The organism is Blautia sp. AM47-4, from assembly GCF_003479865.1.
In the GTDB taxonomy this organism is placed as follows: Bacteria; Bacillota; Clostridia; order Lachnospirales; family Lachnospiraceae; genus Fusicatenibacter; species Fusicatenibacter saccharivorans.
In genome coordinates, this window is the sequence record NZ_QUHY01000023.1 from 25,371 (window position 1) to 49,574 (window position 24,204).

The following is a 24,204-nucleotide window of genomic DNA, read 5'->3' on the forward strand; positions in this document are numbered from 1 at the left end:
TTTATTTGTCCAGATACGCCGCAAGCAGTTCCAGCGTATTCTTCACGCCGTCCACATGGCTTCTTTCATATCCATGGGATGCGTACACACCGGCGCCGATCAGGGCATGGCGTGCGTCTGCGCCGCCGCGGAGCGTTGCCTCCACGTCAGAGCCGTAGTGCGGGTAAACATCCGCCGCATAGTCGATTCCGTTTGCTTTTGCTGCCGCAATCAGCTCGCCGGTAAAATCGTAGCTGTAAGGGCCGCCGCTGTCTTTGACGCAGATGGATACCTGATGCTCTTTACACTCCAGTCCGTCGCCGACACAGCCCATATCAACAGAAAGAATATCTGTCACGCCCTCCGGAACGGAAGCAGATCCGCCGTGGCCGACCTCTTCGTATACGGTAATGTGCTGATAAACCGGGCGGGACGGTGTGACATTTTCTTCTTTTAAATACTTCGCATAGCCGAGCAGAATTGCAACGCTCAGTTTATCATCGAGGAAACGGCTCTTGATGTAGCCCTTCTCCGTGATGCGGGTTCTCGTCTCAAAGCAGACGATATCACCAGTCTCGATGCCGAGCGCTTTTGTCTCCTCTTTGGAGAAGACCATCTCATCCAGAACGACCTCCATATTGTCGTAGGTGCGGTCCTGCTGGTCGTAGGAACCGTTGACATGGATCGACGGGTTGTTCATCTGGAAGCAGCCCTCGTACCGTTTTCCGTCTCTTGTGATGACAACGCAGTTTTCCGTCTCCGCATTGTTCGGATTCATACCGCCGAGCGCGGTGAGACGAAGACGGCCGTTTCCTTTCACTTCCGCTACCATGCCGCCGAGCGTATCGGTATGTGTCTCCACAAGGACACCGCCGTTTCCTTCACAGCCTTTGGCAAGCTGCACCAGAAGGCCGCCCTTTGTGGTGATCACCGGCGCATAGCCCATCGCTTCGTACTCTGCTTTCAGCCATGCAATGGCATCTTTCGTGTAGCCGGTCGGGCTGTCGATGGAGAGCAGTTTTTTCAGTTTCTCTGTTATAAAATCAACATAAACCTTTGTATTTTTCATGTTTCTTCCTCCATTTTTGTTTCTGTTTTTTCTTCTTTTTTCGAAACATTTTGAAACAGAAACTGCAGATTTTTTTCTTTCCGAAAAAAGATCCTGCCCTTCATCATACCACAGAAATAAATTGGATACAACCATCGGAAAACGGAAAAATGGAAATAAGGAAAATGTAACTGGACAAACTACCCTATGCCATGCTATGTTTGAAGAGGGGGATACATTATTAGCTGTTATTCAAAAAAGTTTCTTCTATAATAAAATAAAGGTCGCCTCAAATTCAAATAAAGGAGCAAAAAAATGGACACAAAAGAACAGGCATCGCAGCCTGCATTACAAACGTTAAAAGAATATGCTGTCATTACCGCAGCTGTTCTGATCATGGACATTGGAATTTATGTTTTTAAATTCCCTAATAATTTTTCTTTCGGCGGTGTATCCGGTATGGCCGTTGTCATCTGCCGGTTTCTTCCGTTCACTGCCTCACAGATCAACCTTTTTATCAACCTGCTGCTTCTGCTGGTTGGTTTTGCTGTGCTGGGGCGGAACTTCGGCGTCAAGACAGCTACGTGACCGTGCTTTCCTCGGTTCTTCTGAACATTTTTGAAAAGCTGTTTCCGATGGCACATCCGCTTACCGATGAGATCATGCTGGAGCTCTGCTTTGCCATTATTCTTCCGGCACTGGCGGCAGCACTGCTGTTTTTTGAGAATGCCTCCGGCGGCGGCACAGACATCATCGCCATGATTATTAAAAAATATTCTACAATGAATATTTCCACTGCCCTGCTGGTGACCGACCTCATCGTTGTCATCCTTGCTTTCCTGATTTTCGATACCTTAACCGGACTTTGTTCGGTTCTCGGTCTGATGGCGAAAACACTGCTGATTGACAAAACGATTGAGCGGATGAAGCTGAATAAATTTTTTACGATTATCTCCAACAATCCGCAGCCGATCTGCGATTTCATCACAAAGGATCTCAATCACAGCGCAACCCTTTACGACGCCGTCGGCGCTTACTCCGACCAGCAGCGGACAGTCATTCTCACGGTTGTGGATGTCAAGCAGGCCGTCTATCTTCAGCGGTTTATTCATGATACCGAGCCGACCGCGTTTATTGCGATCACAAAGAGCAGCGAAATTATCGGAAAAGGCTTCATGAGTTATGTCTGATCGATTCAAACCATATTTTTTACGCAAAAAATCCGAAGGTTTTTGACGCCTTCGGATTTCTTTGTATGTGCTTATTCTGTTTATTTCTCTTCTGCTGCTTCGGTATCTTCTGCCGGTGCTTCTACGTTGTGGGAAGCCATCAGACTTACGACAATGGATTCCGGATTGGTCTTTATGGTGATATCCGGGTCAGCGGCCAGGGACAGATCTTTGACGCGGATGACATCACCGATCTTCATCTCTCCGACATCGACCATTACCTGATCGACCAGGGATGCCGGGTATGCCATGTAGGCAACCTCGTTCAGATCCTCCTGCAGAACGCCTTCTGCGATCTTTTCATGGTTTACAAGGACAATCTCTGCAACGGAATGAACTTTCTCGTTGCTGACCAGTGCCTGGAACTCGATCGAATCGATCTGTCCGGCTACCGGGTTATAATCAACATTTTTGATCAGGACATCGTATGCGGTTCCGTCGACATCCAGCATAATCTGGCTGCCTTTGTGGTCTGTCTTCAGCAGTTTCTCGACATCTCTTTTTACCATCTTAACTGGAATGGATTCTTTCATCTCTCTGCCGAATACATTGCCGACAACGTATCCTTCTCTTCTGAGTCTTTTTGCTTTTACATCCAAACTTCTCTTTTCAGCTTTTAAAGTATTCATTTACCTTTTCCTCCAAAAATCTGATTCTTAGCAGGCTTCTTATCTTGTGAAGGGTGTTAAGTTTGCTTTGCCTTGTGGCTATGAATAAGTTTCTTGGAACAGGATGTTTGGGAACATGCAAGGAAGAATTGGTTTCTTGTTGATTCCTTTTCTTTGTTCTAGTTGTAATATAATACCACGAACACAATTTGTCAACCCGGATTTTCCGATTTCACAGTTTCTTCACATTTTCAGCACGCTTCCTTATATTCCATCAGTTTCTGGCGTGCTGTGCGGTTCAGACTGCGCGGTACAGCAATCTCAATCGTCGCATAATGATCACCGTGCACGTTCGCATCTTTCATCGATACCATGCCCTTGCCGCGCAGACGGAGCTTACTGCCGGACTGTGTTCCTTCCTTGATTTTGCAGACCACATCTCCGTACAGTGTCGAGACACGCGCTTCGCCGCCAAAGACTGCCGTTGTGTATGGAATCTGAATCGTCGTGTAGATGTCCATTCCGCGCCGTTCAAAACCTTTCTTTTCTTCTACATTGACCTTCAAAAGCAGATCGCCGCGGCGGCCGTTTGATCCTGTATGGCCTTTGCCGCGCAGACGGATGCTCTTTCCGTTCTCGATACCGGCCGGGATTTTAACCAGCAGCGTATTGGTCGTTCCATCCGGGTTCCGCAGGGTAATCTGTTTTTCACAGCCCGATGCCGCTTCCTCCAGGCGGATCGAAACCTCAGCGTGCAGATCGAGATCCTCTGCCGTACCGCGGCCGGAAAATGCATCCTCAAACGGATGTCTGCTGCTTCCCGAACGCGTATACCGCTCGCTTCCGAATCCACGGCTTTTGCCATGAAACATCTGATCAAAGAAATCGCCGAACATATCGTCCGCGTTTCCTTCAAAGTGAAATTCGTGATAGCCGCCGTTGTTTCCGCTTCCGCCGAACGGGTTTCCATACGCACTGCCGTACGGATTTCCACCGCCCTGCTGGCTGTACGCGCTGGCTCCCTGGTCGAACGCCGCGAATCCGAACTGATCGTACATTTTCTTCTTTTCCGGATCGCTTAAGACAGAATACGCTTCTGTCACTTCCTTAAATTTCTTTTCCGCATCCGGGTTTCCCGCATTCGTATCGGGATGATATTTTTTCGCCAGTTTCCGGTATGCACGCTTGATTTCTTTCTCGTCTGCATTCCGGCTGACGCCTAATACTTCATAATAATCTCTTTTTGTTTCCATCATCAGGCACCTCCAGTCAAGCCTTTTCCTGATTTCCCAGGTGAACAATTCCTGGCTCTCTTTATCTGTTCTATTTGTACTATAACACGCATTTTTTACACTGTCAATTCTTTTCACGGAAGATTCAAAATTCCTATACGAATTGAAAAACCTGCCGTGCACTGTTACAATAAGAGATATACGATTCTCACGATTTTTTATGGAGGTACTTGATTGATGCATTCCATTTTCTGGTTCCGCACCCGGCAGTGGGTGTTGAGCCGCGTTCTTCATCTGACAGAGCATAAGAAACAGACACTCCTTGCAGCACCGGATGCCGTTCTGCTGCTCCCCGCGTTATTCCGGAAACGCCGGATCTCCCGGATTCTCCTGGTGACTACCCCCGGCTTTGTCCGCCGCGGAACACTGACGTCTCTGCTGGATGGCTGTAAAAAAGAAAACATTTCCGTCACCATTTTCTCCGAAATCGCCCCGGATCCGCAGATTGAGAGCGTGGAACAGGGTTTCCGTCTTTATCAGCAGATTCAGGCTCAGGCTATCCTCGCCATCGGCGGCGGATCCGTTCTCGATACAGCAAAGCTGATCGGTGCCCGCGTCTGCTGTCCGAAAAAGACGGTTCCTGCGATGCGGGGCCTCCTGAAAGTCCGTCGGAAACTTCCGCCGCTGTTTGCCGTGCCGACGACAGCCGGAACCGGTTCGGAGGCAACGGCGGCAGCTGTCATCACAGACTGTATCGACGGGAAACCATACAAATACGCCGTCAATGACCTCTGTCTGATCCCGGATACGGCAGTTCTCGATCCGCGTCTTACGATCAGCCTCCCGTCCTCTATGACCGCAGATACCGGTATGGATGCCCTGACCCATGCCATGGAAGCTTTTCTGAACCTCTTCGCCTCCCGCAGCGTGCAGAATGCATCCATCGAGGCAGTCTGCGAAAATTTCCATGCCCTGCCCGAAGCCTGGCGTGACGGCTCCCGTCTTGCCGCACGGCAGGAAATGCTTCATGCATCGTATCTGGCCGGTTTCGCTTTTACCAACAACTTTGTCGGCTACGTCCATGCCATTGCCCACGCCGTCGGTGCACTGTACCACATTCCGCACGGAAGAGCCAACGCGGTTCTGCTGCCTGCTGTTCTGCGCGAATACGGTTCCTGCATTGCGCCTAAACTTGCCGTTCTCGCCGATGCGCTTTCTCTCGGCGGAGATACCGTTTCTGAAAAGGCTGAGCGGATGATTGCAGCTATCGAGGCTATGCGCGATTCGTTTGACATTCCATCCACTCTGCCGCACCTTTCGCCGAATGATTACACAGAAATAGCACGCCGTGCTTTAAAAGAAGCAAATCCCACCTACCCTGTTCCGCAGATCTGGGATTCTGAAAAAATCTTTTCTGTGCTCCGCCGTGTACAATCCTAAAGCCGCTGTTTTCTCGAATTTAAATTTGACAGAACGCAAAAAACATGGTAATTTATTAGAGATATCGCATAGAGGAGTGAATAAAATGAATAAAAGAACCATGAAAAAAATGGCCAAAGCGAAACAGCAGGCTGCAGAAGCTGCAAAAACAGCGGAAACCGTTGTAAAGACAGCGGCACCGGCAAAAGAAGTAAAACCAACGACTGAAAAAACCTTACATACAGAAGCAGCAGAAGGAAAAGCAGAAGCTGCAAAAGAGCCGAAAAAAGCAACCAAAAAAGAAACCGTTAAAAAAACAGTAAAAAAGGAGACCACGGAAACCATGGCAGAAGCAACCAAAACCCCACGTAAAATGACAAAAGTATCTGATACCGTTCTTGAGATCTTCGAGACAAAAGTATCTATGAAAGACCTCGAAGCAGTCATCAAAAAAGAAGTAAAAGCAAACGGATTAAAAGGCGAGATCAAAATCTACCTGAACGCAGAGCAGAGAGCCGCTTACTACACCGTAGACGGACAGGGATCTGACGATTTCAAAGTAGATCTGACCACTCTTGCTGAATAATTTTTCTGTCAGCTGATCTATCAGAACAGACCAAAAGCGGCATGTCCGAAACAAAGTCTTCCGGATTTTGTTTCGGGCATGTTTTTTGCTGTCTGTTCCCAAACCTAAAAAACGACAAGGTATTTTTCTATGAAAACTGTAAACCATCTCGGAACCGACCCGATCGGAAAACTGGTTCCCCGTATTGCTTTTCCGAGCATGCTGGCACAGTTCGTGAGTGTTCTGTACAGCATTGTAGACCGTATGTACATCGGCCACATTGCCTCTGTCGGTGATCTGGCGCTCGCGGGTGTCGGCGTCTGCGGTCCCATTCTCACCATGATCGGCGCGTTCTCCTCCCTCATCGGGGTCGGCGGCGCACCGCTGCTCGGCATCCGGCTCGGAGAGAAAAATGAAAAAGAGGCATCCCGCATCCTGGCTAATGCGTTTCTGATGCTTGTTTCCCTGTCCCTCGTTCTGACAGCCGCGGCGCTTTTTTTAACCCGCCCGATGCTGATGGCATTCGGAGCCAGCACCGTTACGTATCCTTACGCCAGAGCCTATTTTATGATCTACGTTTCCGGCTCTGTGTTTGCGCTTTTATCGACCGGCCTGAACCAGTTTGTGATCTGCCAGGGCTTTGCCAGTGAGGGAATGAAATCTGTTCTGCTAGGCGCCGTCCTGAATCTGCTGCTGGACCCTGTGTTTATCTTCGTTCTGCATCTCGGCGTGCGCGGCGCAGCAATTGCAACCGTGCTCTCCCAGATCGCAAGCTGTCTGTATGTGCTGCATATTCTGTTCGGAAAGACGATTCCGATCCGCATCACCTTCGGCGGGTATTCATTTGCGATCATGAAACGCATTCTGACAGTCGGTTTTACTCCGTTTCTAATCATTGCCATCGACAATGTGATGATCATTGCGATGAACGCCGTCCTGCAGCAATATGCACCCGCCGGACAGGGAGACAGCTTCATCACCTGTGCAACGATCGTTCAGAGCTTTATGCTGATTATTACGATACCGCTCGGCGGAATCAGTGGCGGAACGCAGTCAATCCTCGCATACAATTATGGAGCTGGAAATTCCAGGCGTATTCTTGAGGCACAGAAAACCATCATCGCACTCTGTGCCGGATTTACGACCTTGATGTTCCTCGTCTCCAATGCCGCCGGAACACTGTTTGCGCAGCTTTTACTTCCGATCCGCAGATCGTCTCGATGGTGGTCCGCGCGATTCATATTTCGACACTCTCAGTCATTCCGCTCGGCATTCAGTACGAGATTGTAGACGGCTTTACTGCAATGGGCTGCGTGCGCTATTCGTTTGCACTCTCCTTCTTCCGGAAATTCGTCTACTTTACCGCTCTGTTTCTTCTGCCGCGGTTCTTTGCACTGGAAAACATCTTCTACGTGGAACCTATTTCCGACCTGATCGGGCCGGTTGTCTCAATGATTGTTTACTGGACTTCGATTCAGAAGATTCTGAAACAGCGGGAAGAGGCGGTACGGCTGATGCACACAAAAAAGCATAAAAAATCTCATATCAAAAAAGCTGTTCTTTTCCGCGGAGTTTTCAAAACTCTCACCAGAAAAGAACAGCTTTTTCTGCTTCTGTTAAAATGTCTTCGGCATCGGAACGGTTTCCTGTACTTTCAGACCGTATTTTGCTGCCAGCTGCAGTGCCTTCTGTTCCGTCTCCGGATTCCAGACGGCTTTCGGCGTATGGGCATCACAGCCGAAAACGGCGGTGTTTCCTTCTTCGCCGGCGATCTTCCAGAACTTCTCGTTCGGATACCATCTTTCTTCCATCAGACCAAGGAAATTGATCTCCAGCGGAATGTTTCTCTTTTTCACCTCACGGCAGAGTCTCCGGTATTCCCGGTCGAACACTGCTTCGTCGCCGTTGAATAAAAAGAGATCCGGGTGTGCCAGATACAGGTATTTTCCGGTATCGATGCCTGCCAGGCACTGGTCCACATACTGTTTCAGGTAGCTTCCGTCTGTTGTTCCATGGCCGCTGTAGAGAATCTTTTCGATCTCATTTCCCAGGCTGTGCTGGCCAAGCACAAAGTACTCAAACGGATAGTCCGACAAAAATCAATCAGCTGATCCCAGAATCTCGGGAAATACTCTGTTTCGAGTCCGAGATGGATTTCAATATCCTTGTCATACTCTTTTTTCAATGCCAGCACGGTGTCTACATAGCCTTCCACCTGATCGAGCCGCATCCGCATGCCGGAATCGTAGCCGTCCGGGAACGGATAAGGCGAATGGTCGGAAAAACCGAGAATTTTAAGGCCGCCCTCAATCGCGCGCTCCACATACTCCCGCTCCGTTCCGTCCGCATGGCGGCACCGCCATGTATGGGTATGATAATTTGCAATCATGATCTGTAACCTTCTTTATTTTGTATCTTATTCTGCTGCTTCTTTGGAGATATCCGTTCCAAAATATTTTTCCGAAAGCTCTGTCAGTGTTCCTTCTTCTGCGAGCTCGCCAAGTGCTTTGTTGACTGCCTCAAGCAGCGTCTTGGTCTCATCGCCTTTTTTCATCGGAATACCGACTTTTGTGGATTCCGGATCGAGACATGCAATTTTGATCTCTGCATCCGGGTGTGCTTTCATATAATCGTAATACGTTACCTCTGCGTTCAGAGTTGCATCGATACGGCCGCTTAAGAGAAGCTCGAAAGTCTGCTCCAGATCGTCAACACCGGTAACGGCTGCGCCATATTTCTCGGCAACTTCTGCATACGTACTGGAAATGGTGTTCGCGGTGCTCTTTCCGTCGAGATCCTCCATGGACTGGATTTCATCGTTAGCAGAGTTTACGATAACAGCGGTGCGGTTGTATGCGTATGGATCGGAAAAGCTGTATTTCTCAGCGCGCTCCTCTGTGATATCTACGCCGTTTACCATGATATCGTACCGGCCGGAATCGATTCCTGCAAGAAGGCCGTCCCACTCACCCTCTACAAAGGTTGCTTTCACGCCGAGTTTCTCTGCGATCTGCTGTGCCACTTCTACGTCATAGCCGACCAGGTTGTCGTCCTCATCGTGATACGTCCACGGTGCCCAGGTTCCTTCCATTGCCACAACGATCTCACCCTTGCTCTGGATCTGCTCTAAAAGATCCCCAGACGCACTTGCAGAAGATGCTGATGAAGAGGAAGAAGCACTGCTGTTATCTGCCGTGCTGTTTCCGCATCCGGTCAGTAAAAAGGATGATGTCAGGATACCTGCCAGAAATACTGCTGCCATTTTCTTTTTCATAATATTCGCCACTCCTTTTTTGTTTTGTTCTGGAAGAAGCTGCCTTTGCTTCTTCTGTTTTCTTTATTGCAAACTGTCCGGATTCCGTGCTCCGGGCAGGATTTGCCGCTTTGCGGGATACCTTACTCGTAATGCTGTTCAATATTCTGCAAAAATGTTCTCGTCCGCTCTTCCCGCGGATTTGCGAAAAATTCCTTCGACGGACCTTCCTCAACGACAACGCCGTTTTCCATAAAGACAACTTTGTTCGAAACGTTTCTTGCAAAGCCCATCTCATGCGTGACAACGAGCATTGTCATTCCCTCTTTGGCAAGCTGGCGCATAACACCAAGCACCTCGCCGGTCAGCTCCGGGTCGAGTGCTGAGGTCGGCTCATCAAAATAGATAATTTCCGGATCGGTTGCCAGTGCACGGGCGATTGCCACCCTCTGCTGCTGTCCGCCGGAAAGCTGATGCGGATAGTAGTCCGCACGGTCCAGCATGCCTACTTTTTCAAGCGCTGCACGCGCTTTTTCCTCCGCCCTGGTTTTTGGCATTTTTCTGCCGATGATCAGGCCCTCGGTTACGTTATGAAGGGCTGTTTTGTTCAGGAACAGGTTATAGTTCTGAAATACAAATGCGGTTTTCTGACGGATCGCCGCGATATCTTTTTTGCTGATGTTGTGGAACGGATATTCTTTCCCGTCAAAGATCAGGCTGCCGCCGTCCGCATGCTCCAGAAAGTTGACACAGCGCAGCATCGTCGTTTTTCCCGAACCACTCGGACCGAGGATTGCAACAACATCGCCCTGTTTTACTTTTAAATCTACACCTTTTAATACTTCCAGGCTGCCGAACGCTTTCTTTAATCCTTTAATTTCCAGCATGGCTTATTCCCCTTTTTTCTGATATGTACTCAGTTTCTTCTCTCCGATTCCCTGCAGCTTCGTGAGCACAGTGGAGAACAGCAGGTAGATCAGTCCTACTTCAATATACAGTGCCAGCGGCTCATGGGTGCGCGCTACAATCCGCTGCGTTACCATAAACATCTCCGTTACGGTGATATTTGCGGCAAGGGAAGTATCCTTTACCATGGCGATCAGAGAGTTGGAAAGCGGCGGGAAAGCGGTGCGCATCGCCTGCGGAAGGATAATTCTCCGCATGATCTGCAGATACGACATGCCGACACAGTAGCCGGCTTCGAGCTGGCCTGCCGGAACGGCTTCCAGGGCCGCACGCATCGTCTCGGCACTGTAGGCGCCCTCATTCAGGGAAAAGACGAGAACTGCCGCCGGAAACGGATCGATCAGAATACCGGCGCGCGGAAGTCCGTAAAACACAACGAAAAGCTGGACCAGAAGCGGGGTCGCGGAAAATCCAGATATAGAAACGTGCAATCTGACGAAGGCCTTTGATGTTTGCAAACTGTACCATAGCCATTGCCGTCGCAATTACAAGTGCAATGGAAAACGAGATTACAGTAAGCGGAATCGTCACCTTAAGGCCCGGCAGAAAGATTTTCCAGAAAGAATCCAGAAGAATATTCCATAATCTTTCGCTCATTTCGATATATCCCCCTTATTTTTACATTTTCCTAGATAGGATAACACTTCAAGTCCGCTTCAAGTCAAGTGTTTTTTCATATACCCCTCCCCCGCATGCAAGAATCCCCGGGAAACACGTTTTTCAACGGCCCCGGGGACACTTATTTATGGTTGGTTTTAAGAGGAAGGATCTTGTCTTTTTTTATGGTATTATGTTATTTACTGCTTAGTCCTGTGTCACATTAAATGCTCTTGCACCAGGGTATACAGCGGCCGTTCCAAGTTCTTCTTCGATTCGGAGAAGCTGGTTGTATTTTGCAACACGCTCGGTACGGCTCGGTGCACCGGTCTTGATCTGGCAGGTGTTCAGGGCAACAGCCAGGTCTGCGATGGTGGTATCCTCGGTCTCACCGGAACGGTGGGAGGAAATTGCGGTGTAGCCTGCTTTGTGAGCCATTTTGATTGCCTCAAGGGTCTCAGATACAGAACCGATCTGGTTCAGTTTGATCAGGATGGAATTTCCGCAGCCAAGGGAGATACCTTTTGCCAGACGCTCAGTATTGGTTACAAACAGGTCGTCACCGACAAGCTGTACTTTTCCGCCAAGCTCTGCGGTCAGCTCTTTCCAGCCTTCCCAGTCTTCTTCATCCAGAGCATCCTCGATGGAGATGATCGGATATTTCTCTACCAGTGCTTTCCAGTGAGCGATCAGCTCTTTGGAAGTAAATACAGTGCCGGCTTTCGGCAGTTTGTATTCACCCTTGGTTCCTGTCTTCCACTCGGAGGAAGCAGCATCCATCGCGATCTTGAAGTCTCTGCCTGGCTCGTAGCCTGCTTTTTTCACTGCCTCAAGAATGGTCTCGATGGCTTCTTCATCGGATTTCAGAGCCGGTGCAAAACCGCCTTCATCTCCAACCGATGTTGCCAGTCCGCGCTCTTTTAAGATGGCAGCCAGTGCATGGAAGACCTCAGCGCACCATCTTAAGCACTCTTTGAAAGAAGATGCTCCAACCGGCATGATCATGAACTCCTGTACATCCAGGCCGGAAGAAAGTGCGTGGCATCCGCCGTTGATGATGTTCATCATCGGAACCGGCAGACGATTTCCGGAAACGCCGCCGAAGAAGCGGTACAGCGGAATCTCAAGTGCGTTTGCTGCTGCTCTTGCGCAGGCAATGGATACAGCCAGAATGGCGTTTGCACCCAGGCGGGATTTATCCTTTGTTCCGTCCGCATCGATCATAGCTTTATCTACAGCGTAGGTATCGGATGCATCCATACCTTTTAAGGTATCGTTGATGACGGTGTTGATGTTTTCTACTGCTTTCTGCACACCTTTTCCAAGGTATCTTGCTTTATCTCCATCTCGTAATTCCAGTGCCTCAAACTCACCGGTAGATGCGCCGCTTGGTGCCATGCCGCGTCCTACAACGCCTCCTGCAAGAACAACCTCAGCTTCTACGGTTGGGTTTCCTCTGGAATCCAGAATTTCTCTTCCTTTTACTTCCTCAATTTTCAGGCTCTTCACTTTTCGTGTGCTCCTTTCTCGTTTGTTTCTGGAGTTTCCCGCCTGCGAAGTGTCCAGGATCCGCAGACGGGAGATAACAATGATTGATTCACTTTGGTTAGCCTTTACTAACTATAATTCATTATAACTAATTTTTTAAAAATTGCAAGTGGGTAAAGTGATACTTTTTCTCAGAAATGCAAAAAGTTTTTCTGTTCTTATTTTTCCTGTTTAAATGCCTCTTCCAGCGTATGCCATCCAAGCACTGCACATTTCACTCTTGCCGGCATGTGGGAGATGTCCTTCAGTGCACCAGCCTCCTCGAGTTCGTCAATCTCCTCGTCGGATGCTTCTCCTTTGATCATGCGCAGAAACAGATTTCCCAGGCGCAGTGCCTCGTCCTTCGTCTTTCCGATGATCATGCCGAGCATAATGTCCGCCGATGCCTGCGAAATCGCACAGCCGTCGCCCACGAACGCACCGTCCGTGATCACATCGCCGTCGACTTTTAATTTCAGCCAGATATCATCGCCGCAGCTTGGGTTGACGCCCTCGAGTACGATGTCCGCATCCGGCAGATCATGCTTGAATTCCGGACGCAGATTGTGCTCCGTCAAAATTTCGTTATAAAATCCTCTACTCTCCATAGCCCATTCTCCTTCTGATTGTGGATACACTTTCGATCAGTGCATCAATCTCTTCCGGTGTATTATAAAACATCATGCTGGCTCTTGTCGAACTTCGGACGCCAAGATATTCCAGAAGCGGCTGTGCACAGTGGTGGCCTGCCCGCACATCGATGCCGTCAGAAGAAAGAATTTCGCTCACATCGTGCGGATGCACGCCGTCAATCGTAAACGAAACGATGCCCGTGTGGTTGGCCGGATCTTTGGAACCGAGGATATGAACGTACGGCAGCGCGCCGAGTCCTTCCATAGCACGTTGCGTCAGTTCCAGCTCTTTTTTCTGGATATAATCAAATCCTTTTTCCTGCAGATACCGGATCGCTGCGGCCAGCCCCACCGCACCGGCTGCATTTACCGTTCCCGCCTCAAATTTCTGCGGAACCGGTGCAAAAACGGCTCCGTCGCGGTAAACGGAATCGATCATCTCGCCTCCGGTTAAAAACGGCGGCATTTTTTCCAGCAGTTCCCGTTTTCCATACAGACAGCCGATTCCCATCGGGCCCATCAGCTTATGGCCGGAAAAGGCGAGAAAATCTGCATCCAGCGCCTGTACGTCGACCGGCATATGCGGAACGCTCTGGGCGCCGTCCACAACGACAACGGCTCCCACGCGGTGCGCCATCTCCGTGATTTTCTGGATCGGATTCACGCAGCCGAGCACATTCGATACCTGCGCAACAGCCACAAGACGTGTTCTCTCATTAATGCCCTTTTGGAGCTCCTCATCGGTCAGCTCGCCCTCACTGGTACATTCCAGATAATGGAGCTTTGCCCCAGTCATACGCGACACCATCTGCCACGGAAGCAGATTGCTGTGATGCTCCATGATTGTTACAGCGATCTCGTCGCCTTCCTTTAAAAAGTTCAGGCCATAGCTGTATGCCACAAGGTTCAGGCTTTCCGTTGTATTCCGGGTAAAAATAATCTCCTCCGGCTCTTCTGCATGAATAAACTCCTGTACGGTCTTTCTTGCCTCCTGATAGCTCTCCGTCGCCTCCAGGCTTAAAGGATAGAATCCTCGCAGAGGATTTGCATTTTTCTGTTCGTAAAATTCCTGTACTGCAACAAGAACGCATGACGGGCGCTGTGCCGTCGCCGCGTTGTCCAGATAGATCGTGTCCATTTGCTGCAGAAGCGGGAAATTTTTTCTGATGTTATCTGTTGTCACGGTCAAGCACCTCCGCAAGCTGTGTTTTTACTTTCTGTTCGATGTCCGCATCGCCGATCTTCTGGATTTTTGCTTCCAGTTTCGCCCGCGCCATCGTATTTTCTGCCTGTGTACGGTCCATGCCGCGCGCACCGAAGTAAAACAGTGTCTCTTCATCGAGTTCTCCGATTGCCGCGCCGTGGCTTCCCTGTACGTTTTCCTCTGCACAGAGGATCACAGGAATCGTCTTGTTGACTACATCATCGCCGAGCAGCAATACCTGTTCTGTCTCTGCTCCGACGGAATCTGCCGAACCGCGCACAAAGTCGATTGTGCCGCGGAAGATCTTTTCCGCCGCATCCATCAGCGTTCCGTCTGCCTGGATCGTGCTCTCGGTTACTTTTCCGAAGTGGCGCACATTCAGATTGACATCAAATTTCTGCTGATTCTGCAGAAGATAGCCGATTTCTGCCTGCAGTGATGCGTGATCCTTCTGCAGTTCGGTCCAGATACCGTCATAGACATCGCCTTTTCCGACAACGACCTGTAAAAGATCCAGTGCACCATTTTCCTCGCAGATGCATCCGACATCATTTAAAAGCTCCTGTCCCTCACCGCGCATCATCACCTGCACGAGCCGGATGCGGCTGTCTTTTTTCGCGTAAAGTTCTGTCCGCACCGCGAGCTGTCCCGCTGCCTGTGCCGGTTCAAATACCTCGAAAACGGTAAGGGAAGCTCCCTCTTCTGCCACCGCGCGGATCTTTCCGGATGAAACCGTCTCTTTTCCCTGTCCGATGGAAAGCGTGACCTGTTTCGTCTGCCCCTCCTTTGCAGAGACATTCCAGTTTTTCGTCTGCTCCGGTGCAAAAAGGACATCCGTCTCTTTTCCTGCCCCGGTATTCATAGCTTCCGGAAAACCCGTTATCTCATCATCCGCAGACGGCTCTTCCGCGCAGATTTCACACGGCGCACCCGCCGCCCATTTTACTTTTGTATCATTTAATCCCAGCCAGTACCATGTTTTCGATGGAAGCTGGTTGATTTTCATGCTGTTCTGTTCTTCCATGTGTCTGGCCTCCTTATCCAATGCTGCCCTTCATCTCGAGGCGGATCAGATTGTTCATCTCCACCGCGTACTCCAGCGGCAGTTCTTTTGAAACATCATCCGCGAATCCGCTGACGATGCACGCTCTCGCATCCTCTTCCGTCATGCCGCGCGACATCAGATAAAAGACGGCTTCATCGCTGATGCTTCCGATCTGTGCTTCATGGCCGATGTTCGCATCTTTTGTACGGATATCCATCGCCGGAATCGTGTCCGACCGGGAGATATCATCGAGCATCAGAGACTGGCAGGAAACGGCTGATTTCGTGTTCTTTGCCGCTTTTGTTACAGAGACTGACGAACGGAAGGTGCTGATGCCGCCGTCCTTCGAGATCGATTTCGTGTTAATATAGGAACTCGTATCCGGCGCGCTGTGGACAACCTTCGCTCCGGTATCGAGATTCTGGCCCTTACCGGCAAACGTGATGCCGGTAAATTCCATCTTTGCGCCTCTTCCTTTCAGCACGCTCATCGGGTACAGGTAGGAAACGTGGGAGCCGAATGAACCGGAAACCCACTCGATTTTTCCGCCCTCCTCGACCTGCGCGCGCTTCGTGTTCAGGTTGTACATATTCTTCGACCAGTTTTCAATCGTAGAATAACGGAGTCTTGCATTCTTTCCGACAAACAGCTCCACACATCCGGCATGGAGGTTGGCCACATTGTATTTCGGTGCGGAACAGCCCTCGATAAAGTGAAGGTCCGCGTCCTCATCGACAATAATCAGCGTATGCTCGAACTGGCCTGCGCCCGGCGCATTCAGGCGGAAATACGACTGCAGCGGGATTTCCACGGAAACCCCCTTCGGCACATAGACAAACGAACCGCCGGACCAGACGGCTCCGTGCAGTGCGGCAAATTTGTGGTCGGTCGGTTTCACCAGTTTCATAAAGTGTTTCCGCACCATATCCGCGTACTCACCATGCAGCGCACTCTCCATATCGGTATAGACAACACCCTGCGCCGCAACTTCCGCGCGGACGTTGTGATAGACCAGCTCCGAATCATACTGTGCGCCCACGCCGGCGAGTGATTTCCGCTCTGCCTGCGGGATGCCAAGACGCTCAAACGTATTTTTGATGTCATCCGGCACATCGGACCACTTTGCTTTCATTTTCGTATTCGGGCGGACATACGTTACGATGTCATCCATGTTCAGACCCTCAATCGACGGACCCCAATCCGGAATCGGCATCTGGTTGTAGATCTGTAAAGAACGCAGACGGAACAGCTGCATCCAGGCAGGGTCTTTCTTCTCATCCGAAATTTTCTGTACAATTTCCGGCGTCAGGCCGGCTTTTACTTTATAGGCATCCTTTTCATCGTCTTTGAAATCATAGATGCTTCGGTCAATATCCTCTACATAACTTTTTTCTCTCACAGCGTTTTCATCCTTTCTGTACCTTCGGTTTTACGCCAGTGACTTTTCGTATTTTCCAAATCCGTCCCGGTTGATCTCCTCTACAAGAGATGCATCGCCGGTTTTGACGATTTCACCTTCCACCATGATGTGGGTCTGATCCACCATCAGTGATTCCAGAATCTTCGTGCTGTGCGTGATGATCAGAAGACTTCCTCCGCATTTTCTGCGGTATGCCTCAATTCCGGCAGAAACGGTGCGGACCGCATCGACATCCAGGCCGGAGTCGGTCTCATCGAGAATGGTAAGGGACGGCTCGAGCATCAGAAGCTGCAAGATCTCGGCTTTCTTTTTCTCACCGCCGGAAAATCCGACATTCAGATCACGGTCTGCATACGACGGATCCATCTGCAGAACTTCCATTGCTTTTTCCAGTTCTTTCCGGAACTCAAACAGACGCATCCGTTTGCCGGTCTTTAACTCGACGGCGCTGCGGATAAAAGAGCTTAAGGTTACGCCAGGCACCTCAAGCGGATTCTGAAACGAGAGAAACAGTCCCATTTTGGCGCGTTCATTGACCGGCTCTTCTGTGATGTTCTTTCCCTGGAACCAGATTTCGCCGCGTGTCACGTTATATTTCGGATTGCCGAGCAGCGTATTGCCAAGCGTCGACTTTCCGGTACCATTCGGTCCAAGCAGCACATGCGTCTCCCCTTTTCCAATCGTAAGATTGACGCCGTGCAGGATCTCTTTTTCTTCTACATTTACCGTTAAATCTTTCACTGTTAAAAGATTTTTTCCCATATTGATATCCTCCTTATTTTGCTTCGAGGTTAAAATCTCTGTTTTCGCCTCCGATTGTAGATCTTTTTTCCGAGTATTTCAATCGGATTTATATATTTGAAAAATTTTATCAAAAAACGCACCTGCCGCCGGATTTTTTTTCCGCACGACAGGCGCGTTTTCTATCAACATCGTTTCAGCCGATTCCGCCCAGCACGATTCCGAGAATCAGAACCAGCACACAGATCGGCACGTAGATATATTTGCAGATCGGATAATACAGATCCGTGAATTTGCTGCTTCTTCCCTTGTCTACCTGGGACTGCACATACTTCTTTCCGCAGATCCAGAAGAACATGACTCCGGCAAGGCCGGCGCCGAGCGGGCAGATGTAGATCGACAGAACATCCATCCACTGGGATACAATGCCCTGGATCAGAAGAGATACGACCACACCGATAACCCCGATCACACCGCAGGCTGCTACTCTTCCGAGATGAAATTTTTCCTGTACCGTTGCAATCGGTGCTTCGTACAGGTTAATCAGAGAGGTAAGGCCGGCAAAAAAGACAGCGACAAAGAAAACGATTGCGATCAGCGCGCCACCCGGCATAGACTTTATCAAATTCGGAAGGAAAATGAACAGAAGTCCAGGTCCTCCTGTATTTAACTGTGCTCCCGTAGTTGCCATCGCCGGGATAATAACCAGCGCAGCAAGCATAGCAGCGAGCGTATCAAAAAATGCTACTCTTCCGGCGGCGGCCGGAATATTTTCTCCATCTGACAAATAGGAACCATAGATCAGTGTTCCGTTTCCGGCTACAGACAGGGAAAAGAATGCCTGACCAAGTGCAAAAATCCAGGTCTTCGGATCTGCAAGTGCTTTTGGTTCCACACGGAAAATATAACGGTATCCATCCGCTGCACCGGGCTGAAAGGCAACATAGATACCAAGTGCAACAAACAGGAGAAAGAAAACAGGCATCAGCACCTTATTGACCTTCTCAATTCCCTTACCAACACCAAATGCCAGAATGACCATCGCAACCACAAGAGCTACGATCTGCCAGAAATTGTTTCCAAACGCAGATGCCATGGATTCAAACGCTCCGGCAAAATCCTCTACGCTCACAGCTGACAGTGTCTTTCCGGTAAAGGTTCCGATCATGTACCTGAAAATCCACCCCATGACAACCGTATAACCGATCGCCATTGCCAGGGAACCCAGCACCGGAATCAGACCAAGCGCCTCTCCGGCTTTTCGTTTTCCTTTCGTTTCACATGCAAAACCGAACGCATCAACCGGACCGGATCTTGTGGCACGGCCAAAACTCATCTCCCCGCTCACACCGGTAAAGCCGATCAGTGCAACGAACAGGAAATACGGAATCAGAAAGGAACCTCCTCCGTACAAGGAACCCGGGTAGGGAACATCCAGATGTTGCCCATTCCAACTGCAGAGCCGATGCAGGCCAGGATAAATCCCCACCGACTGTTAAATGACTCTCTCTTTTTCATACTGCTCTCCCTTTTTCTTACTTTTTCTGAAGATATCATGGCCAAAGTACCTTTTGACTCCAACATCTTCTGAATATTTTATCATAAGCTATTGGGAAAAGCTATAGCATTTCTCATCTTCCTGCAACTTCACTTTATATTTTATGCTTTTTCCGCCTTGCTGCTGCCATTCCCGCGGAGAACATCCGCAGTGGCGTTTGAAATAGCGGCTGAAATGAGACAGATTGGAAAAACCGCAGATTTCCGCGGTCTGTCCGATGGAAAGTGCCTGATTTGTCAAAAGATTTTTCGCCTTGTCGAGCCGTACTTCAATCAGATCGCTGTGCGGGGTGCTGCTGAAAAACTGTTTATAATAAGAATAAAACTGGCTTTTTTCCATATTGGCCATCTGGCAAAGCTTTTCTGTCGTCCAGCCTTTCTCATAATGGCTCAACATCTTAAGGCGCAGCTCCTGGAATTCCTGATACAGTCCGGCCGGCTCCTCTGCCGCTTTCTGGTACAGCCGCATACCGCGCGATGCCGTAATCATCATCTGACGAACCAGTGCTTCCTCATATTCCACTGCGTATGGATCTTTCACAATATATTCCCTCTGCAAAAGGCGAATCAGCTCATCAATTGCTTCCGTATTCTGTGGATAAAAAACAGCATTCTGCGGAATTCCATACGTTTCACCCAGATTCTTACCGCACCAGAAATGGACATAGCTGTTGCGAAACTTCTGAACAGCCTGATAATGCTGCTCGTGATCCGGCGTGTAAAAAAGGCAGGCATTTTCCTGTGCAATGAAAAACGCAGTTCTGTCATACACCTTCATCGGCGTTTTAAACAACAGAAACAGATAGTCCCCGCTGCCCTCCGGCCGATATATCGTCTCATAATCGGCGTTGGATCTATTATATTCACAAATATGAACTGAAAATTCCATTCTTCTCGTTTCCCCTTTTCTTTTCTTCTCCCTATTTTACCGCAAAACCGGAAAAAAAGTCAAATTTGCCGGACAAAAATCTCTGGTTTTTTTCTATCTTCCTGCTAAAATTGAAACTATCCAAAGCGAAAGCGAAACGGTGGAATAAAATCATAGACACGCCGGTGATCCTTTGTTTTTCTGGATCGTGTCTGAAAACGAACATTTCTTTTAACAGGAGGATTTTTAAGTATGAAAAAAGCAGAGATTATCATTGACAAATATTTTCTTACCGGAAAAGTTGACAAACGAATCTTCGGTTCCTTTATCGAGCACCTGGGACGCACCGTTTACGAAGGCATCTATCAGGAAGGAAGTGCTCTCTCCGACGAGCAGGGCTTCCGAAAAGATACCCTGGATCTTGTCAAAGAGCTTCAGGTACCGATCGTCCGTTACCCGGGCGGAAACTTTGTCTCGGGCTATCACTGGGAAGACAGCGTAGGTCCGAAAGACAAACGGCCTGCAAAACCGGATCTTGCCTGGGGCGTGATTGAGACAAACGAATTCGGTCTGAATGAGTTTGCGGACTGGTCGAAAAAAGCCGGCAGTGACATCATGATGGCCGTCAATCTCGGAACCCGCGGACCGGAAGATGCAAAAAATGTGCTGGAGTACTGCAACTTCAAGGGCGGCACCTACTACAGTGATCTGAGAAAATCCCACGGTTACAAAGATCCACACAACATCAAACTCTGGTGCCTCGGCAACGAGATGGACGGACCGTGGCAGATGGGACATAAGACCGCTTCTGAGTACGGACGTATTGCAGCAGAGACTTCCCGTCTAATGAAATTCATGGATCCGACGATCGAAACTGTTGCCTGCGGAAGCTCCAATCTTACGATGCCAACCTTCGGTTCCTGGGAATATACGGTTCTGGACGAATGCTATGATGAGGTGGATTACCTTTCTTTACACCAGTACTACGGAAATTATGCAAATGATACTGTCGATTTCCTGGCAAGCTCCAAGGGCATGGATGATTTCATCTCCGGTGTAGTTGCGATCTGTGATGCAGTCAAAGCGAAAAAACACGGCAAAAAGCAGATTAACCTTTCCTTCGATGAGTGGAACGTATGGTATCACAGCAATGAGCAGGATCAGAAGCTGGAGAAATGGGTACGCGCACCGCATCAGCTTGAGGATGTTTACAACTTTGAGGATGCACTTCTCGTCGGAAGCATGCTGATCACACTCCTGCGCCACGCAGACCGTGTCAAGATTGCCTGCCTCGCACAGCTTGTCAACGTTATCGCTCCGATCATGACATCCGATACCGGTGCATGGCGTCAGACGATCTTCTATCCATACATGCATGCAAGCGTATACGGCCGCGGAACCGTCTTAAATACACAGGTTCTGACACCGGTTTACGAGAGCAAAACGTACGGCGAAGCTCCGTATCTCGATTCTGTCTGCATCTGGGATGAGGAAAACGATGCACTGACCATTTTTGCAGTCAATAAGAGCCTGGATGAGGATATGGAGGTTTCCTGCGATCTGCGTCAGTTCGAAGGATGCCGTCTGGCTGAGCACATCGTGCTGACAAACGACGATATGAAAGCGGTCAACACCGAAGCAGATCCGAACCACGTTACTCCGACCCATTCCGATGCCACCAAACTGGAGAATGGAAAAATGCACACCGTTCTTGGAAAACACAGCTGGAATGTGATCCGTCTTACAAAATAATGGAACCGTATAAGGTATGGCCTGAAAAACAGAACATCTGAATTTTTCATCCAAACATATGCATAAAGGAGTTTTATTTTATGGCACAGGCATATTTATTTGTTCATTTTCGGGAAAAAACAACACCGGACGGCGAACAGGTTTATTTCGGCATCAGCCGCGATGGTTTCCACTGGGAAGCTGTCAACGAAGGCGCTCCTGTTCTCTGGGCGTATTATGGAGATAAGGGTGTACGCGACTTTACTATCACTCACAGCATAGAAACCGGGAAATATTATATTTTCGCCACTGACCTGAGTCTTTCTTACGGTATGCGGAATCAGTATCACAATTCCTGGGATGAGATCGGCAGAAACGGCAGCAAGTATTTCTCCGTCTGGGAATCAGAGGATCTCGTAAACTGGAGCGACCAGCGTCTTGTAAAAATCGGTGATGATGACTTCGGCTGCCTCTGGGCACCGGATCTGATTTACGATAAAGAAAACGGTGAGTACGTTCTGCACTGGTCTTCTTCCCCTGCAGCAAACGATTACGGTCCCAAAAAAATCTATTACAGCACAACGAAGGATTTTGTTCATTTTTCAGCTCCGCAGGTTCTGTACGAAAAAGAGGACAGCGGCGTGATTGATTCGGCGATCTATGAAGAGAATGGGGTTTATTATCTTTTCGTAAAGAGTGAAAGCAATCCGGCGAAAATTATTCTGCTCCGCTCCGACCATGCGGCCGGCCCGTATGTGCGGATGGAAAGCTTCGATGAGAGCATGAAAGATGTAGAGAGCGGTCTCTATGAGGCTCCGACCGCAGTACAGCTTGATGACAGCAGATGGTGTCTGTTCCTTGACTACTACGGCGTTCCGGGTGCCGGCCAGGGATATGTGCCGTTTGTTGCAGACAGCCTTGCTTCCGGAAAATTTGTTCGTTCTGATGCTTCCTTCTCGTTCCCATACGGCTACAAGCATGGAACGATTCTTCCGATTACAGAGGAGGATTACGAGCGGATCAAAAACCATGACTGGTCAGATCACGGATATCAGTAAAATCGCTGTCCGCCTGATGGGATTTTCATACAAAAAGAACTGCGGCAGGCTTCCTTTTGGGGAAGTTCCTGCCGCAGTTCTTTTTCGCTTTTCTTTTCCGACAAAACCCATCCGCTTCCTTTTTGTTCTGGCGGACAGTACCTTTTCTGCAGATTGGTAAATGTATCGTTTTGATGGTGTCTGAATTTTTCTTTATCTCTGTGCCTGTGCAGCGGTTCTTGCATGGAACATGCGGAAGACGCCGGTCTGCTCGATCAACTTCGTCAGGCTATAGAAAATGATGGAATCGATCGGCCACATAATCAGGTTCTTTAAGGCACGTGCCGGAAGAAGCACCATGATTCCTTTTCCATACAGCATGCTGATCCACAGGGTGTTCAGCAGTACGTTGACAGTCAGCATAACGATGAACTTGGCTGCAAGCACACGTTTGATGGTCAGTTTTTTGCGATAGTAGAAGCATCCATACATAAAAGATGCCAGCATCGCATTAAAGGTGAATCCGAAGAAGAACGGGCCGCTCGGTTTCAGGAAATATTTTACGACATCAAGAATGCCGGAGAAAAGACATCCTGTCACTGGTCCGAACAGGTAATCGACAAGGCGGTTCGGGATTCCGGAAAATCCAATGCGGACATAAGGTCCGATATCAATCGATGCTACCTGGTTCAGAATCATCGCCAGCGCTGCGAACATGGCACAGGCTGCGAGGGTTGTGACTGCTTTCAGCTCTTTTGCTGACTGCAGAAACATGTTTTTTGTTTCTTTTGCTGTTTCATTTGCATTTTTCTGCATAAAAAATTACCTCCTTTACAGATATCTGACTACAATAGGAGATAATCTCTTGTCTCTATCTTCTGTTGCAGCGAGATGCAATTCATATACCGCAAGATTTTCTCTTTTCGTCTCCCTGGCTACTCTCTATCCCGGGAGCACTTTACGCATATGAACTTACTCTGCAGTTGTTTTTGTCCTGCTCATTATATAGTAAAATCCCCTTGATTTCAAGAGGATTTTACATTTTTTTCTAATTTTTTACGATCAAATATCAGCCCTGCATTTTACGGTCTTTCCGGTGATAAAACGGAGACAAACGCAAACTTTTTATCCAGCAGTTTTCCCATCAGCACAATACCTTTTCCCATCGTAAAAGCAGCTGCTACCGTTCCGATTCCAAGACCTTCGATTCTTCCAAGTCCGAAGAAGGTGAGCAATGCGGTTACCATAAGGCAGGTCACATCGAAGTCGATTTTAATTCTGGAATACGGCACTTTCGTGCAGACTTTTTCGACTTAAAGATTGACTCTATATTTGAAGAGGGCGAATGAAAATGATTAGGAACAAACGAAAGCAGATGAAACTCGAATTTTATCGGAAAATCTCAAAATTGCACATCCCAAAAACCCAGTATTTAAGCAATGTCATTAACTTTAGCAAAGAGCAGAAATCGTAAGCATTTATAAAACTATGATTCCTGCTTTTTGTTTGTATATGGGCATACTTATCCCCTTCTCTTTGTACTCGT

The 24,204-nt window shown here is 48.8% G+C and carries 23 protein-coding genes, 2 pseudogenes and 1 riboswitch; of the genes and pseudogenes, 7 read left to right on the top strand and 18 right to left on the bottom strand.

Annotated features, from left to right (window positions below):
- Position 1 precedes the first annotated feature (1 nt).
- Positions 2–1,048, bottom strand: a complete 1,047-nt coding sequence (locus DW965_RS13960) for a M42 family metallopeptidase (protein ID WP_117761488.1) — start codon at positions 1,046–1,048, stop codon at positions 2–4.
- 294 nt (positions 1,049–1,342) lie between these two features.
- On the opposite strand from DW965_RS13960, the gene DW965_RS22630 reads away from it, so the two are divergent.
- Entirely contained in the window at positions 1,343–1,615 is a 273-nt protein-coding gene (locus tag DW965_RS22630) for a YitT family protein (protein WP_442857828.1), read from the top strand.
- The gene (locus DW965_RS22635) at positions 1,612–2,217 is read left to right on the top strand and encodes a YitT family protein (RefSeq protein ID WP_442857829.1); all 606 of its coding nucleotides are present in this window, start codon (positions 1,612–1,614) and stop codon (positions 2,215–2,217) included. Before DW965_RS22630 ends, DW965_RS22635 begins: the two co-directional genes overlap by 4 nt.
- Positions 2,218–2,297: 80 nt before the next feature.
- On the opposite strand, the gene DW965_RS13970 is transcribed toward DW965_RS22635, so the two are convergent.
- On the bottom strand, positions 2,298–2,885 hold the full coding sequence (locus tag DW965_RS13970; RefSeq protein ID WP_117508954.1) for a 50S ribosomal protein L25: 588 nt from the start codon (positions 2,883–2,885) through the stop codon (positions 2,298–2,300).
- Positions 2,886–3,115: 230 nt separating this feature from the next.
- Positions 3,116–4,117, bottom strand: coding sequence for a DnaJ C-terminal domain-containing protein (locus DW965_RS13975; protein WP_117509153.1), 1,002 nt, complete (start codon positions 4,115–4,117; stop codon positions 3,116–3,118).
- Positions 4,118–4,333: 216 nt separating this feature from the next.
- On the opposite strand from DW965_RS13975, the gene DW965_RS13980 reads away from it, so the two are divergent.
- The 3 genes and pseudogenes from DW965_RS13980 to DW965_RS13990 all read left to right on the top strand — a co-directional run.
- Positions 4,334–5,536 (top strand): iron-containing alcohol dehydrogenase, encoded by a 1,203-nt coding sequence (locus tag DW965_RS13980; protein ID WP_117761487.1) that lies wholly within the window; start codon positions 4,334–4,336, stop codon positions 5,534–5,536.
- Positions 5,537–5,621: 85 nt separating this feature from the next.
- Positions 5,622–6,101, top strand: a complete 480-nt coding sequence (locus tag DW965_RS13985; protein ID WP_055267883.1) for a DUF6465 family protein — start codon at positions 5,622–5,624, stop codon at positions 6,099–6,101.
- A 129-nt stretch (positions 6,102–6,230) separates the two neighbouring features.
- A pseudogene (locus DW965_RS13990) lies at positions 6,231–7,570 on the top strand (MATE family efflux transporter); the annotation flags it as partial.
- A gap of 126 nt (positions 7,571–7,696) precedes the next feature.
- Here DW965_RS13990 and DW965_RS20070 read toward each other — a convergent pair.
- The 13 genes and pseudogenes from DW965_RS20070 to DW965_RS14050 all read right to left on the bottom strand — a co-directional run bounded on the left by DW965_RS20070 (position 7,697) and on the right by DW965_RS14050 (position 19,911).
- Positions 7,697–8,149, bottom strand: a complete 453-nt coding sequence (locus DW965_RS20070; RefSeq protein WP_243036643.1) for a hypothetical protein — start codon at positions 8,147–8,149, stop codon at positions 7,697–7,699.
- The gene (locus DW965_RS20075) at positions 8,068–8,469 is read right to left on the bottom strand and encodes a PHP domain-containing protein (RefSeq protein WP_243036641.1); all 402 of its coding nucleotides are present in this window, start codon (positions 8,467–8,469) and stop codon (positions 8,068–8,070) included. Before DW965_RS20075 ends, DW965_RS20070 begins: the two co-directional genes overlap by 82 nt.
- Positions 8,470–8,496: 27 nt before the next feature.
- Complete coding sequence (locus DW965_RS14000; RefSeq protein WP_055217916.1) at positions 8,497–9,354, bottom strand: transporter substrate-binding domain-containing protein; 858 nt, start codon at positions 9,352–9,354, stop codon at positions 8,497–8,499.
- Between the two features lie 122 nt (positions 9,355–9,476).
- Entirely contained in the window at positions 9,477–10,220 is a 744-nt protein-coding gene (locus DW965_RS14005) for an amino acid ABC transporter ATP-binding protein (RefSeq protein ID WP_055267879.1), read from the bottom strand.
- A gap of 3 nt (positions 10,221–10,223) precedes the next feature.
- Entirely contained in the window at positions 10,224–10,730 is a 507-nt protein-coding gene (locus DW965_RS14010; protein WP_330414995.1) for an amino acid ABC transporter permease, read from the bottom strand.
- A gap of 373 nt (positions 10,731–11,103) precedes the next feature.
- A complete protein-coding gene (gene eno, locus DW965_RS14015) occupies positions 11,104–12,405 on the bottom strand; it encodes a phosphopyruvate hydratase (protein ID WP_055217920.1) in 1,302 nt (433 codons plus the stop codon).
- A 197-nt stretch (positions 12,406–12,602) separates the two neighbouring features.
- The gene (sufU, locus tag DW965_RS14020) at positions 12,603–13,031 is read right to left on the bottom strand and encodes a Fe-S cluster assembly sulfur transfer protein SufU (RefSeq protein WP_055217922.1); all 429 of its coding nucleotides are present in this window, start codon (positions 13,029–13,031) and stop codon (positions 12,603–12,605) included.
- Positions 13,021–14,238, bottom strand: a complete 1,218-nt coding sequence (locus DW965_RS14025; RefSeq protein ID WP_117761485.1) for an aminotransferase class V-fold PLP-dependent enzyme — start codon at positions 14,236–14,238, stop codon at positions 13,021–13,023. Before DW965_RS14025 ends, sufU begins: the two co-directional genes overlap by 11 nt.
- Positions 14,225–15,283, bottom strand: a complete 1,059-nt coding sequence (locus DW965_RS14030; protein WP_117761484.1) for a SufB/SufD family protein — start codon at positions 15,281–15,283, stop codon at positions 14,225–14,227. Before DW965_RS14030 ends, DW965_RS14025 begins: the two co-directional genes overlap by 14 nt.
- A 13-nt stretch (positions 15,284–15,296) precedes the next feature.
- Complete coding sequence (gene sufB / locus DW965_RS14035) at positions 15,297–16,703, bottom strand: Fe-S cluster assembly protein SufB (protein WP_117761483.1); 1,407 nt, start codon at positions 16,701–16,703, stop codon at positions 15,297–15,299.
- Between the two features lie 30 nt (positions 16,704–16,733).
- Positions 16,734–17,486 carry a Fe-S cluster assembly ATPase SufC gene (sufC, locus tag DW965_RS14040; RefSeq protein ID WP_055217927.1) on the bottom strand — a complete coding sequence of 251 codons (753 nt, stop codon included), beginning with the start codon at positions 17,484–17,486 and terminating at the stop codon, positions 16,734–16,736.
- A 175-nt stretch (positions 17,487–17,661) separates the two neighbouring features.
- Positions 17,662–18,983 (bottom strand): annotated as a pseudogene (locus tag DW965_RS14045) (sodium-dependent transporter).
- Positions 18,984–19,071: 88 nt separating this feature from the next.
- Complete coding sequence (locus DW965_RS14050) at positions 19,072–19,911, bottom strand: helix-turn-helix domain-containing protein (RefSeq protein WP_117761482.1); 840 nt, start codon at positions 19,909–19,911, stop codon at positions 19,072–19,074.
- Between the two features lie 231 nt (positions 19,912–20,142).
- On the opposite strand from DW965_RS14050, the gene arfA reads away from it, so the two are divergent.
- Together arfA and DW965_RS14060 are read left to right on the top strand one after the other, a co-directional pair.
- Positions 20,143–21,642, top strand: a complete 1,500-nt coding sequence (gene arfA, locus DW965_RS14055; protein WP_119198486.1) for an arabinosylfuranosidase ArfA — start codon at positions 20,143–20,145, stop codon at positions 21,640–21,642.
- Between the two features lie 80 nt (positions 21,643–21,722).
- Entirely contained in the window at positions 21,723–22,679 is a 957-nt protein-coding gene (locus DW965_RS14060) for a glycoside hydrolase family 43 protein (protein ID WP_117761480.1), read from the top strand.
- 192 nt (positions 22,680–22,871) lie between these two features.
- Here DW965_RS14060 and DW965_RS14070 read toward each other — a convergent pair whose 3' ends face one another.
- Both DW965_RS14070 and DW965_RS14075 read right to left on the bottom strand, forming a co-directional pair.
- Positions 22,872–23,474: a folate family ECF transporter S component gene (locus DW965_RS14070; protein ID WP_022461732.1), complete on the bottom strand. Its 603-nt coding sequence runs from the start codon at positions 23,472–23,474 to the stop codon at positions 22,872–22,874.
- Positions 23,475–23,540: 66 nt separating this feature from the next.
- Positions 23,541–23,640, bottom strand: a riboswitch (THF riboswitch).
- Positions 23,641–23,740: 100 nt separating this feature from the next.
- Positions 23,741–23,950 carry a DUF6198 family protein gene (locus DW965_RS14075; protein WP_117761479.1) on the bottom strand — a complete coding sequence of 70 codons (210 nt, stop codon included), beginning with the start codon at positions 23,948–23,950 and terminating at the stop codon, positions 23,741–23,743.
- Between the last annotated feature and the right edge of the window lie 254 nt (positions 23,951–24,204).